The organism is Streptomyces sp. NPDC043853 (genome assembly GCF_056436025.1).
The window spans coordinates 555117-567934 of the sequence record NZ_JBWKDJ010000002.1 but is presented as its reverse complement, the minus strand read 5'-3'; the positions used below and the strand labels follow the sequence as shown (position 1 = coordinate 567934).

Here is a 12818-nt window from a genome sequence, read left to right as displayed (position 1 = left end):
CTGATCAACACGGCATGCGCGACAATGGGGGGATGACCACGCTCCCCACCGCCCTCGCGATCGGCCCGCACACCGTGCAGCCCCCGGTGGTGCTCGCGCCCATGGCCGGCATCACCAACGCCCCGTTCCGTACCCTCTGCCGCGAGTTCTCGGGCGGCAAGGGGCTGTTCGTGAGCGAGATGATCACGACGCGCGCGCTGGTCGAGCGCAACGAGAAGACCATGCAGCTGATCCACTTCGACGCGTCGGAAAAGCCGCGGTCGATTCAGCTGTACGGGGTGGACCCGGCCACCGTGGGCAAGGCCGTACGGATGATCGTCGAGGAGGACCGGGCCGACCACATCGACCTGAACTTCGGCTGCCCGGTGCCCAAGGTCACCCGCAAGGGCGGCGGCTCCGCGCTTCCGTACAAGCGGAACCTGCTCCGGGCGATCCTCCGCGAGGCGGTCAGCGGGGCCGGCGATCTGCCGGTGACCATGAAGATGCGCAAGGGCATCGACGACGACCACCTGACCTACCTGGACGCCGGCCGGATCGCCGTGGAGGAGGGGGTCACCGCCATCGCCCTGCACGGCCGGACCACCGCCCAGCACTACGGCGGCACCGCCGACTGGGAGGCCATCGCCCGGCTCAAGGAGCACGTCCCGGAGATCCCGGTGCTGGGCAACGGGGACATCTGGTGCGCCGAGGACGCGCTGCGGATGGTCCGCGAGACCGGCTGCGACGGCGTGGTGGTGGGCCGGGGCTGCCTGGGCCGTCCGTGGCTGTTCAACGACCTGGTCGCCGCCTTCGAGGGTCGTACGGGGGACTACTACGCCCCCTCGCTCCGGGAGGTCGCCGCGGTCATGATCCGACACGCGACCCTGCTGGGGGAGTGGATCGGGGACGAGGCCCGCGGTGTGATCGACTTTCGTAAGCACGTGGCCTGGTACCTCAAGGGATTCTCGGTCGGATCCGAGATGCGCAAGAAGCTGGCGATCACGTCCTCCCTGTCCGAACTGGACGCTCATCTGAGCGAGCTTGATCTGGACCAGCCCTGGCCCGAGAGTGCCGACGGCCCCCGCGGCCGGACGTCCGGAAACAACCGAGTTGTCCTGCCGGAAGGCTGGCTGAAGGATCCCTACGACTGCGCTGGGGTGAGTGAAGACGCAGAGCTGGATACGTCCGGAGGCTGAGAATCCCCTCCGTGCGCGGCGTGAGATACGCCACGCATGGGGTGGGTTGCGCTCAGATGAGCGCTCAGATCACGGCTATGACTTCCAAAGGGTGGCACTGGGTGCCACCCTTTGTGCGTTCAAGCCTTGAAGGCAAATGTATCGATGATCGCTCATCCGAGCGGGAACACGCCTCAGTTGGCACTTTCCCGTTCGGGAGGTGAAAGCTCTTGGGAGGTTTTCGCTACTCGCCAGTCACTTTCGATCTGGTGGCAGTCGGCCGGTTACGGGCGCATGACGACCAAGTGGACGTACCCAGAAGCCTTCGATCTGGGTATGTTCCTCGCCGTCAGGGCAGCCACCGAGTCCTCGAGGAGTCGAGACCCGTGTCGGAAAACAAAGATCAGAAGTTCGTCTACGACTTCACCGAAGGCAACCGCGACCTCAAGGACCTTCTCGGCGGCAAGGGTGCCAACCTCGCCGAGATGACCAACCTGGGTCTCCCGGTGCCTCCCGGCTTCACCATCACCACCGAGGCCTGCAAGGTGTACCTGGACAGCGGCGAGGCCCCGGCCGCGCTGCGCGACGAGGTCACCGCCCACCTGCAGGCGCTCGAAGCGAAGATGGGCAAGAAGCTCGGCCAGTCCGACGACCCGCTGCTGGTCTCCGTCCGGTCCGGCGCCAAGTTCTCCATGCCCGGCATGATGGACACGGTCCTCAACATCGGCCTCTCCGACGAGTCGGTCCAGGGCCTGGCCAAGCAGGCCGGCAACGAGCGCTTCGCCTGGGACTCCTACCGCCGCCTGATCCAGATGTTCGGCAAGACCGTCCTCGGGGTTGAGGGCGAGCTCTTCGAGGACGCCCTCGACGAGGCCAAGGCGGCCAAGAAGGTCACCGTCGACACCGACCTCGACGCCGCCGACCTCAAGAAGCTGGTCAAGGCCTTCAAGAAGATCGTCGCGAAGGAGGCCGGCCGCGAGTTCCCGCAGGACGCCCGCGAGCAGCTCGACCTCGCCGTCGAGGCGGTCTTCAACTCCTGGAACACCGACCGCGCCAAGCTCTACCGCCGCCAGGAGCGCATCCCCGGCGACCTGGGCACCGCCGTCAACGTCTGCTCGATGGTCTTTGGCAACCTCGGCCCGGACTCCGGCACCGGCGTCGCCTTCACCCGCGACCCCGCCAGCGGCCACCAGGGCGTCTACGGCGACTACCTGCAGAACGCGCAGGGCGAGGACGTCGTCGCCGGCATCCGCAACACGGTGCCCCTCTCCGACCTGGAGCAGCTGGACAAGAAGTCCTACGACCAGCTGATGCAGATCATGGAGACGCTGGAGACCCACTACAAGGACCTCTGCGACATCGAGTTCACCATCGAGCGCGGTCAGCTGTGGATGCTCCAGACCCGGGTCGGCAAGCGCACCGCCGGCGCCGCGTTCCGCATCGCCACCCAGCTGGTGGACCAGGGCCTGATCGACGAGGCCGAGGCGCTCCGCCGGGTCAACGGCGCCCAGCTCGCCCAGCTGATGTTCCCGCGCTTCGACGAGGACGCGAAGACGGAGCTGCTCGGCCGCGGCATCGCCGCCTCCCCGGGCGCGGCTGTCGGCAAGGCCGTGTTCGACTCCTACACGGCCGTGAAGTGGTCCCGCTCCGGCGAGAAGGTCATCCTGATCCGCCGCGAGACCAACCCGGACGACCTGGACGGCATGATCGCCTCCGAGGGCATCCTGACCTCCCGCGGCGGCAAGACCTCGCACGCCGCCGTCGTCGCCCGCGGCATGGGCAAGACCTGCGTCTGCGGCGCCGAGGACCTCGACGTCGACACCAAGCGCCGCCGCCTGACCACCTCCGCCGGGCAGGTCATCGAGGAGGGCGACGTCGTCTCCATCGACGGCTCCACCGGCAAGGTCTACCTCGGTGAGGTACCCGTCGTACCCTCCCCGGTCGTCGAGTACTTCGAGGGCCGCATGCACGCCGGCGCGGACGAGGCCGACGAGCTCATCGGCGCGGTGCACCGGATCATGTCCTACGCCGACGGGGTCCGCCGGCTGCGCGTCCGCGCCAACGCCGACAACGCTGAGGACGCGCTGCGCGCCCGCCGGTTCGGCGCCCAGGGCATCGGCCTGTGCCGCACCGAGCACATGTTCCTCGGCGAGCGCCGCGAGATGGTCGAGCGCCTGATCCTGGCCGACACCGAGTCCGAGCGCGAGGAGGCACTCAGTGCCCTCCTGCCGCTGCAGAAGAAGGACTTCGTCGAGCTGTTCGAGGCGATGGACGGCCTGCCCGTCACCGTCCGTCTGCTCGACCCGCCGCTGCACGAGTTCCTGCCCGACATCACCGAGCTGTCGGTCCGGGTCGCCCTCGCCGAGGCCCGCAAGGACCCCAACGAGAACGACCTGCGCCTGCTCCAGGCCGTGCACAAGCTGCACGAGCAGAACCCGATGCTGGGTCTGCGCGGCGTCCGCCTCGGCCTGGTCATCCCCGGCCTGTTCGCCATGCAGGTCCGTGCGATCGCCGAGGCCGCCGCGGTGCGCAAGGACGCCAAGGGCGACCCGCGCGCCGAGATCATGATCCCGCTGGTCGGCACCGTCCAGGAGCTGGAGATCGTCCGCGAGGAGGCCGACCGGATCATCGCCGAGGTCGAGGCCGCCACCGGCACCGACCTCAAGCTGACCATCGGCACCATGATCGAGCTGCCGCGCGCCGCGCTGACCGCCGACCAGATCGCCGAGGCCGCCCAGTTCTTCTCCTTCGGCACGAACGACCTGACCCAGACGGTGTGGGGCTTCTCCCGCGACGACGTCGAGGCCAGCTTCTTCACCGCCTACCTGGAGAAGGGCATCTTCGGGGTCTCGCCGTTCGAGACCATCGACAAGGACGGCGTCGGCTCCCTGGTCCGGCACGCGGCCAAGCTGGGCCGGGCCACCCGCCCCGACCTCAAGCTCGGCGTCTGCGGCGAGCACGGCGGCGACCCCGAGTCGGTGCACTTCTTCCACGAGGTCGGCCTCGACTACGTCTCCTGCTCGCCGTTCCGGATCCCGGTGGCGCGCCTGGAGGCCGGCCGGGCCGCCGCGGCGGGCGGCGACAAGGGCTCCGACAGCCGCTGACCGCCCTCCGGCAGCCGCTGACCGCCCTTCGGCTGCCCCCACCACTCCGGCCGTCCCGTCGGACATGACGGGCCATCAGGTCCACGACGGGTCATGAGGTCCACCCGGACCCCGACGGGACGGCCGGCCCCACGACCGCGCGCCTGCCCCCGGGTTCCCTGACCCCCGAGGGCAGGCGCGCAACAATTTTTGTTGTTCAACAACTATTCGGAGTGGCGGCCGAACACCTCGGACGAACGCAGCAGGCGGCGGACGGATCCCCACCCGTCCACCGCCTGCTGTCAATCTGCCGGTCACGTCGGCGCTTCCCGGTGCGACCGACCGCCAGGCCCCGCAAAGCCCCCCACGGCCTTCGCGGAGCGTTTCGGTCGCGCCGGAGTGTGCCCGGCGGAGTACAGCATTTCGGTTGTCACGCCCCTGCCGAAAGGGGTTTCAACTGTGGCCGAAAGGGCGTGGTGACGTCGTGTGACGGCATGCATACTCATGGAGCGGGGGGATTGCGGTTGCACAGGTGGGGGTTCGGTGCTGCGTATCCATTTCACTGGAGTGGACCTGGCACGCGTACGGATGGCAGGGCGTCCCGATGCGTTGTGGGAAACGATTCTTAGTTTTCACCGACTAAGAGACCGGCGGGATGCCCGGTTGTTCGGTGAATGGCGTACTGAAGCGCGCAGCCGGTTGAATAGTGAAACACGGCTCCTCGGTGCGCTCATACCGAGTCGCGGCTATTTCCCCGATTTCCTGACCCCGGCCGAGGGACGGTACGGCTGGGACCTCGGGCTCGACGCGCTCCGCGGGATCCGCGACGACCGGCTGCGGAAGGAGCTGTCCCTGGTGGCCGCCGGAGCGCCGTTGCCGCCCCGGCTGCGCGAGTTCGCCGACGGCGGGACCCAGGTGCTGCCCCGGCTGCTGCGCGAGCTCCGCGGATACCACCGGGCCGCCGTGGAGCCGTACTGGACCCATATCCAGGCCCAGATCGAGGCGGAGCGGGCCGCCCGCGGCCGGGCCCTGCTCGACGGCGGCGCGGACGAGCTGCTGGCCTCCCTGCCGTCCATGCTGCGCTGGCGGGCGCCGGTGCTCGAATGCGACTACCCGGTGGACCGGGACGTCACGCTGGACGGCCGCGGGCTGCTGCTCCAGCCCTCGTTCTTCTGCCGGCGCACCGCCGTGACCCTGCAGGACCCCGAGCTGCCGCCGGTGCTGGTGTACCCGGCGGCCGCCGAGCCGGCCTCCGCCGCGGCCGCGCCGGCCGCGGCCCGCCACGTGCGCCCGGCCTGTCCCGACGAGCAGCGCGTCCGCACCCTGGGCAAGCTGGTCGGCCACACCCGCTCGGTGGTGCTGCGGGCCATCGGCGACGGCGCCACCACCAGCGAGCTGGCCCGCCGGGCCGGGGTGTCCCTGGCATCCGCCAGCCAGCACGCCTGCGTGATGCGCGAGGCCGGCCTGGTGACCACCCTGCGCCGGGGCAACGCGGTGCTGCACACCGTGACCCCGCTGGGCGCGGCCCTGCTGAAGGGCGGGGCGGTGGCCTCCTGAAGGAGGCCCGGCGCGGCCGCACCCCGGCCGCACCCCGCCAGGACCCGGTCGGGGTGCGGCCGTCGGGAGAAAGGGCCAGGGGGCTCAGGTCCGGAACGGGCCCGTCACCTCGTAGGTGATGCCACCCGAGGAGCTGCCGCTCGTACCGCGCTGGCTGGAGAAGTACAGGCGGTTGCCGGCCGGGGAGAAGGCCGGGCCGGTGATCTCGGAGGAGGACTGGCCGGTGATCCGCAGGAACGGCGCGACCACGTCGTCCGGGGTGATCACGCAGATCTCCATGTTGCCGCCGTCCTCGGCCACGTACAGGTCGCCGAAGGAGGAGCCGGTGACGTTGTCGACGCCGGTCAGCGGGGCACCGCCGCCCACCACGAGAGAGTCGTCGTAGGCCAGCTCGTAGGTGCTGTTCGCCAGGTTCAGCTGCCAGACCCGGTTGTCGCCCTTGGTGGTGAACCAGACCGTGTCGTTGGCGTAGTGGCAGCCCTCGCCGCCGTTGAACTTCTTGGCGCCCGGGACCTGGCTGCGGGTCGTGGTCGGCGAGCCGTCCGGGTCCGGCACGTTCTGCCAGGTGAAGGAGCCGGAGGTGCCGGTGCCGGCCACCATGACCTGGAGGGTGCCGGAGGACAGGTCGCCCCAGGTGGCGGGGAGGAAGCGGTAGAAGCAGCCGTTGGTCTCGTCCTCGGTCAGGTACACGACCCGGCGGACCGGGTCGGCGGCCGCGGCCTCGTGCTTGAACCGGCCCAGCGCGGGCCGCCGCACCGCCGCGTTCACCCCGTACGGGTCCGTCTCGTACACGTAGCCCAGGCTGACCTCCTCGCAGGACAGCCAGGTGTTCCACGGGGTCTTGCCGCCCGCGCAGTTCTGCCGGGTGTTCGACAGGATCCGGTACGCGCCGGTGACCGTGCCGGAGGAGTCGAACCTGACGGTGCTCGCACCGCCGGAGGGGTTGATCTCGGAGTTCGACACGTAGATCCAGCCCGAGCCGTCGGTGAAACACGCACCGCCGTCGGGGGCGTTGTGCCAGGTGTAGGAGGTGCCGCCGACGGTCTGGCCGGAACGGGCGATCACCCGGCTGGTGAAGCCGCCGGGCAGCATGATGCCGTTCGCGTCCGCCGCGCCCAGCGCTCCGTAGGGGCCGGGGCCGGGCTGGGCGGGGGCCGCGTAGGCGGCGCCGCGCATCAGGGTGCCGCCGAAGGCGGCGGCCGAGGTGCCGATCACGGCACCGCGCAGGAAGGTACGACGTTCCACGGTCACTCCTGGGGGGAGGAGGGCCCCGGGGCCGGGCGGCCGCACGGGTACACGTGCGCCTGGGAACCTAGGACTCCGGCATTGACTGGGCGTCAACTCCGCATGACGCGGGGGCGACCGCTCGGAGTGCAATCCCCGCGAAGCCCAGGCGGCACTTCGGCGGCTCCCGTCCCGTCCCGGAGGGTCGATTTCCGGACGCCGCGGCACCCTGTGGCTTTCTGCCCCGGGAGGACCGCGGATGCGCGAGGATGGCGGGGACATGAACGAGAAGCGCTCCGATATCGCCGGGCGGGCGGACCTCGCGGTCCTGCTGCGCCGCTTCTACACCGCGGCCTTCGCCGACCCCTTGATCGGACCGTTCTTCACCCGGATCGCGGGCACCGATCTGGAGGCCCACCTCCCCAGGATCACCGACTTCTGGGAGCGCGCCCTGTTCCGCAGCGCCTACTACAGGGGCGATGCTCTGGCCCCTCACGCCGCCCTGCACTCCGTACGCCCGATGACCGCGGAGGACTTCGGGCGCTGGGTGCAGCTGTGGCGGGCCACGGTCGACGGGCTGTACGAGGGACCGCTCGCGGAGCGGGCCAAGACGCAGGGCGAGCGGATCGCGCTCACCCTGCACGAGCGGCTGGCGGGCACGGGGGCGGCACGCACCGGGGAGGGCCCGGGATTCGTCCCGCTGGCCGCCCTGGAGCTGCGCCTCCCTGGTCCGACCTTCCGAACCTCTCTCTCCGACCCTCTGACCTGCAGGTTCGCGGATTCCCGAAAAAACTTCGGACGGGACCGATGAGTTTCCCGGGCGCCCCCGGTCCACCTCTCGACAGCACCACACCACACCACACCGCACCACGCCGTAGCCCCCGCGCCACGCGGAGGCGCGCGGAACCCGAGAGAAGAGAGACCGAGATGTCCCAGCCGCAGATGATCTTCGTGAACCTCCCCGTCAAGGACCTGGACGCGGCCAAGGCCTTCTGGGAGAAGCTCGGCTACTCCTTCAACCCGCAGTTCACCGACGACACCGCGGCCTGCCTGGTCTTCAGCGACACCATCTTCGCGATGCTGCTGACCGAGGCCAAGTTCAAGGAGTTCACCTCCAAGGAGATCGCCGACACCGCCCGCACCGCCCAGGGCATCTTCGCGCTGAGCGCCGACAGCCGCGAGCGGGTCGACGAGCTGGTGGACGGAGCCCTCGCGGGCGGCGCCACCGAGCCGCGCCCGGCCATGGAGTACGGCTTCATGTACGGCCGCACCTTCGAGGACCTCGACCACCACCTGTGGGAGGTCATCTGGATGGACCCGGCCGCCGCCCAGGGCTGACGGCGGCCGTCGCGCCGGTGACGCCGGAGCGCGGTGACGCCGGAGGGGCTACGAGGTCGCGGCGGTCCGCACCGGATAGGTGGGGACCGCCACCTCCTCGTCGTCCAGGCAGCGCCCCGTCTCCAGGTCGAAGCGCTGCTTGAGCAGCGGCGACGCCACGAACGGCCGGCCCTCCGCCGCCCCGATCAGCCCGCGCGAGAGCACCTGCGCCCCGGTGAAGGGGTCCCGGTTGCCGATCGCGTACGGCCGGCCGGCCCGGTCCACGAACACCGCGGCCTGGCTGCCGTCGGGCAGCAGCGCCGCCACCCCCCGCCCGGGCAGCAGCTGCGAGAGCTCGCAGACGGTCAGCCATCCCTCGGCCACCCGCAGTTCCACGGTCATCGGTTCCCTCCCAGGGGTTCCAGGGTGAGGACGGCCAGGTCGGGCTTGACCTGGTCCCGCTCGGGCACGAACTGCACGGCCGGGTCGGGGGCGCCCGGCGCGTTGACGAAGGACACGAACCGGCGCAGCCGGTCCGGGTCGTCCAGGGTGGCCGCCCACTCGTCCCGGTAGTGCGCGACGTGTTCGGCCATCAGGGCCTCCAGCTCCGCGCACAGCCCCAGCGAGTCGTGCACGACCACGTCCCGGAGGTGGTCCAGGCCGCCCTCCAGCCGGTCCAGCCAGGTGGAGGTCCGCTCCAGCCGGTCGGCGGTGCGGATGTAGAACATCAGGAAGCGGTCGATCAGCCGGACCAGTTCGGCGTCGGACAGGTCCTGGGCGAGGAGGTCCGCGTGGCGCGGGGTGGCGCCGCCGTTCCCGCCGACGTAGAGGTTCCAGCCGTTGGCCGTGGCGATCACGCCGAAGTCCTTGCTCTGCGCCTCCGCGCACTCCCGGGCGCAGCCGGACACCGCCGACTTCAGCTTGTGCGGGGCGCGCAGGCCCCGGTAGCGGAGCTCCAGGTCGATGGCCATGCGGACGCTGTCCTGGACGCCGTAGCGGCACCAGGTCTGTCCCACGCAGGACTTCACCGTGCGCAGGGCCTTCCCGTACGCGTGCCCGGACTCGAAGCCGGCGTCCACCAGCCGCGCCCAGATCCTCGGCAGCTGGTCCACCCGGGCGCCGAACAGGTCGATCCGCTGCCCGCCGGTGATCTTCGTGTAGAGGCCGAAGTCGCGGGCGACCTCGCCGATCACGATCAGTTTCTCCGGGGTGATCTCGCCGCCGGGGATCCGCGGGACCACCGAGTACGAGCCGTTGCGCTGCAGGTTGGCGAGGAAGTGGTCGTTGGTGTCCTGCAGGGCCGCCTGCCCGTCGGCGAGGACGTAGCCGCTGGCGCCGATGCTCGGCGCGAGGGAGGCGATGATCGAGCCGACGGCCGGCTTGCAGGTCTCGCAGCCGTCGCCGCCCCTGGCCGCCTCCCGGCCGTGCCCGTCGAGGAGCTCCTCGTACGAGGTCAGGCGGCGGGTGCGGACGATCTCGTAGAGCTCGGCCCGGGTGAAGGGAAAGCAGCCGCAGAGTCCTTTGTCGGTGCTCGCCGGGAGGAGCTGGCCGATCACCTTCACGCAGGAGCCGCAGCCGGTGCCCGCGCGGGTGCACTTCTTGACCTCGGCGAGGGTGGCGCAGGCGGCGATCTCCTTCTTGGTCACGTTGTGGCAGGAGCAGATCACCGCGGTGTCGGGCAGCGCGGCCGGGCCGAGTGCGGCGGGCGCGCCCGCCCCCGCGGGCAGCACCAGCTGTTCGGGGGAGACCGGCGGGACGCTGCCGGTCAGCGGGCGCAGCAGGCCGTACGCGTCGGCCTCGCCGACCAGCACCCCGCCGAGCAGGGTCCCGTCGGGGGAGACCACCAGCTTCTTGTAGATCCCGGAGCGGGAGTCGGAGTAGACCACGTCGAGGCAGCCCTCGGCGCTGCCGTGGGCGTCGCCGAAGGAGGCCACGTCCACGCCGAGCAGCTTGAGCTTGGTGGACAGGTCGGCGCCGGTGAACTCCCGGTCGCGGCCGAGCAGGTCGTCGGCGGCGGTCTCGGCCATCTCGTAGCCGGGGGCGACCAGCCCGTAGACCCGGCCGTCGACGGCCTGTGCGCACTCCCCGATGGCGTAGACGTACGGGTCGGAGGTGCGGCAGCGGGCGTCGACGGTGATGCCGCCGCGCTCGCCGACGTCGAGGCCGCAGTCCCGGGCCAGCTGGTCGCGGGGCCGGACCCCGGCGGAGAAGACCACCAGGTCGGTCTCGACGGTCGTCCCGTCGGAGAGCAGCATGCCGCTGACCGAGCCGTCCGGGCCGCCGGTGACCACCTCCTGGGTGCCGACCCCGGTGTGCACGGTCAGGCCCATGCCCTCGATGGTGCGGAGCAGGGCGGCGCCGCCGCCCTCGTCGACCTGTACGGGCATCAGCCGGGGCGCGAACTCCACGATCCGGGTGGCCAGGCCGAGGCCCTGCAGGGCGCCGGCCGCCTCCAGGCCGAGCAGGCCGCCGCCGACCACCGCGCCGCGGGTCCGCTCCTTGGCGTACTCCTCGATGGCGAGCAGGTCCTCGATGGTCCGGTAGACGAAGCAGCCGGCGGCGTCCTTGCCGGGCACCGGCGGCACGAACGGGTACGAGCCGGTGGCGAGCACCAGTACGTCGTACGGGAGGACCCGGCCGGAGCCGGTGGTGACGGTGCGGGCGGCCCGGTCGACGGCGGTGGCGGGGTCGCCGAGGTGCAGCTCGATGCCGTGCTCCGCCAGGAAGCCGGCCGGGGTGAGCGACAGGTCCTCGGGGGTGCTGCCGGAGAAGTACGAGGTGAGGTGGACCCGGTCGTAGGCGGGCCGGGGTTCCTCGGCGAGCACGACGACGCGGTGGGTGCGGGTGGTGCCCCGCTCGGCGAGCGCTTCGAGGTAGCGCTGGCCGACCATGCCGTGCCCGATGAGCAGGATCGTGGGCTTGGTCATTGTGAGGAGCCTCCGTCGTCGGTGAGCAGGTGGATCAGCCGGTCCGTGGCGGACAGCGGTTCGTCGCCCTCCCAGGCGCGGGCGAGGGTTCCCACGGCGGAGAGTTCGCCGAGGAGGACCCCGCCGACGAGCCGGTCGCCGCGGACGACGACCTGCCGGTAGGTGCGGCGGGTCGCGTCGGTCAGCCGGACCACGTCGTCGCCGGGGAGCGGGGTGGTCTCGCCGAAGGCGGCGAGGTCCAGGGGTGCGGGTCCGGCGGGCCCGTGGTTCAGGGTGAGCCGGGTCAGGGCGCGGGTGCCGGTGTACCGGAGGGGCGTGCCCGTGGCCGCTCCCGGGGTGCCGGGTGGCCGGCCGTGCCCGGCTCCGGCCCCCTGACCGGGGCCGGGCACGGGGGTTTCGGGGGCTGACGAGGGCGCGGCGGGTTCGGCCGCGGCCGAACCGCTCAGCAGGATCGAGGCCAGTACGTCGGCCTGTTCCAGGGCCGGGCCGGCCAGACCGTAGACCTGGCCGTCGTGCTCGGCGCAGTCGCCGATCGCGTGGATCCGCGGGTCGGTGGTGCGGAGCTCGTCGTCGACGAGCACGCCCTGCCGTACGTCGAGCCCGGCGGCCCGGGCCAGGCCCACGCGGGGCCGTACGCCGCAGGCGAGGACGACGAGGTCGGCGTCCAGCCGGTAGCCGTCGGCGAGCTCCACGCCGGTGACCCGGCGGGGTCCGCCCGGCGACCGCCGGGCACCGGGCGCCGCCCGGAGCGGCGGGCCGGGCCGGGGCCCGCGGGCCGGGCCGGAGCCCGGCGGGTCGGTGAGCACCGCGCGGACGCGGCACTCGGTGTGGACCTCCACGCCCAGCTCGGCCAGGTGGGACCGCAGCAGCGCGGAGGCCGGCTCGTCCAGCTGACGTTCCATCAGCCGCTCGCCCTGCTGGGCCAGGACCACCTGTGCGCCCCGCGCGGCCAGCGCCCGGGCCGCCGAGACGCCCAGCAGCCCGCCGCCGATCACCACCGCGCGGACGCCCGGCCGGACCGCATCCGACAGGGCCGTGCAGTCGTCCATGGTGCGGAAGGGGTGCACGCCGTCCGGCAGTTCGCCCTTCCCGGGTTCGAACAGGCCGCGCAGCGGCGGCAGCACCGCGTTGGACCCGGTGGCCAGCACCAGCGTGTCGTACGGCTCCACGGAGCCGTCGTCGCAGTGCACCACCCGCTGCTCCCGGTCGATCAGGACGGCCCGCACGCCCCGCCGCAGCTCCGGTCCGGCCGCGGGCAGGGCCGCGACCTCGGGCGCGTACCGCCCCGCGAGGATCTCCGCGAGCAGTACCCGGTTGTAGGGGGCGTACGTCTCCTCGCCGAGTACGGTCACGCTGATCGGTGCGGGGTCGAGCCGCCGGGCGAGGCGCAGCCCCGCGAGGCCACCGCCGACCACCACCACACGCTGCTGTCGCCAGGTCATGCCCTGAGCGTGCGCGGCCGCTGTTTCCCGACGGCATCACCCTTGTTACCCGGGAGGAACGCCCGTCTCCCAGGCCGGGTTAAGCGCCCGTGAGGGCTCGCTCAAGCCAGGCTT

At 71.7% G+C, this 12818-nt stretch carries 9 protein-coding genes; 5 read left to right on the top strand and 4 right to left on the bottom strand.

Features of this window, described 5'->3' with window-relative positions; translation table 11 throughout:
* Positions 1-14: 14 nt before the first annotated feature.
* The 3 genes from dusB to AC067U_RS07825 all read left to right on the top strand — a co-directional run bounded on the left by dusB (position 15) and on the right by AC067U_RS07825 (position 5794).
* A complete protein-coding gene (gene dusB, locus AC067U_RS07835) occupies positions 15-1175 on the top strand; it encodes a tRNA dihydrouridine synthase DusB (protein ID WP_478828745.1) in 1161 nt (386 codons plus the stop codon).
* A 365-nt stretch (positions 1176-1540) separates the two neighbouring features.
* A complete protein-coding gene (gene ppdK / locus AC067U_RS07830) occupies positions 1541-4258 on the top strand; it encodes a pyruvate, phosphate dikinase (protein WP_478828744.1) in 2718 nt (905 codons plus the stop codon).
* A 522-nt stretch (positions 4259-4780) separates the two neighbouring features.
* Positions 4781-5794, top strand: a complete 1014-nt coding sequence (locus AC067U_RS07825; protein ID WP_478828743.1) for an ArsR/SmtB family transcription factor — start codon at positions 4781-4783, stop codon at positions 5792-5794.
* 84 nt (positions 5795-5878) lie between these two features.
* Here AC067U_RS07825 and AC067U_RS07820 read toward each other — a convergent pair whose 3' ends face one another.
* Positions 5879-7039 (bottom strand): alkaline phosphatase PhoX, encoded by a 1161-nt coding sequence (locus AC067U_RS07820; protein ID WP_478828742.1) that lies wholly within the window; start codon positions 7037-7039, stop codon positions 5879-5881.
* A gap of 259 nt (positions 7040-7298) precedes the next feature.
* Between AC067U_RS07820 and AC067U_RS07815 the strand changes: the two genes are divergently transcribed.
* Together AC067U_RS07815 and AC067U_RS07810 are read left to right on the top strand one after the other, a co-directional pair.
* On the top strand, positions 7299-7829 hold the full coding sequence (locus AC067U_RS07815; protein WP_478828741.1) for a group III truncated hemoglobin: 531 nt from the start codon (positions 7299-7301) through the stop codon (positions 7827-7829).
* A 116-nt stretch (positions 7830-7945) separates the two neighbouring features.
* Complete coding sequence (locus AC067U_RS07810; protein ID WP_478828740.1) at positions 7946-8356, top strand: VOC family protein; 411 nt, start codon at positions 7946-7948, stop codon at positions 8354-8356.
* Positions 8357-8404: 48 nt separating this feature from the next.
* Here AC067U_RS07810 and nirD read toward each other — a convergent pair whose 3' ends face one another.
* The 3 genes from nirD to AC067U_RS07795 are packed head-to-tail and all read right to left on the bottom strand — an operon-like array spanning position 8405 to position 12704.
* A complete protein-coding gene (gene nirD, locus AC067U_RS07805) occupies positions 8405-8737 on the bottom strand; it encodes a nitrite reductase small subunit NirD (protein WP_478828739.1) in 333 nt (110 codons plus the stop codon).
* The gene (gene nirB, locus AC067U_RS07800) at positions 8734-11262 is read right to left on the bottom strand and encodes a nitrite reductase large subunit NirB (RefSeq protein ID WP_478828738.1); all 2529 of its coding nucleotides are present in this window, start codon (positions 11260-11262) and stop codon (positions 8734-8736) included. The genes nirD and nirB overlap by 4 nt, the downstream gene beginning before the upstream one ends.
* On the bottom strand, positions 11259-12704 hold the full coding sequence (locus AC067U_RS07795; protein WP_478828737.1) for an NAD(P)/FAD-dependent oxidoreductase: 1446 nt from the start codon (positions 12702-12704) through the stop codon (positions 11259-11261). Before AC067U_RS07795 ends, nirB begins: the two co-directional genes overlap by 4 nt.
* Between the last annotated feature and the right edge of the window lie 114 nt (positions 12705-12818).

Coding starts and splice junctions, on each gene's coding strand:
- nirD (WP_478828739.1), bottom strand. CDS start 8,737: ATGACCGTGGAACTGCGGGTGGCCGAGGGATGGCTGACCGTCTGCGAG.
- AC067U_RS07810 (WP_478828740.1), top strand. CDS start 7,946: ATGTCCCAGCCGCAGATGATCTTCGTGAACCTCCCCGTCAAGGACCTG.
- nirB (WP_478828738.1), bottom strand. CDS start 11,262: ATGACCAAGCCCACGATCCTGCTCATCGGGCACGGCATGGTCGGCCAG.
- AC067U_RS07815 (WP_478828741.1), top strand. CDS start 7,299: ATGAACGAGAAGCGCTCCGATATCGCCGGGCGGGCGGACCTCGCGGTC.
- dusB (WP_478828745.1), top strand. CDS start 15: ATGCGCGACAATGGGGGGATGACCACGCTCCCCACCGCCCTCGCGATC.
- AC067U_RS07795 (WP_478828737.1), bottom strand. CDS start 12,704: ATGACCTGGCGACAGCAGCGTGTGGTGGTGGTCGGCGGTGGCCTCGCG.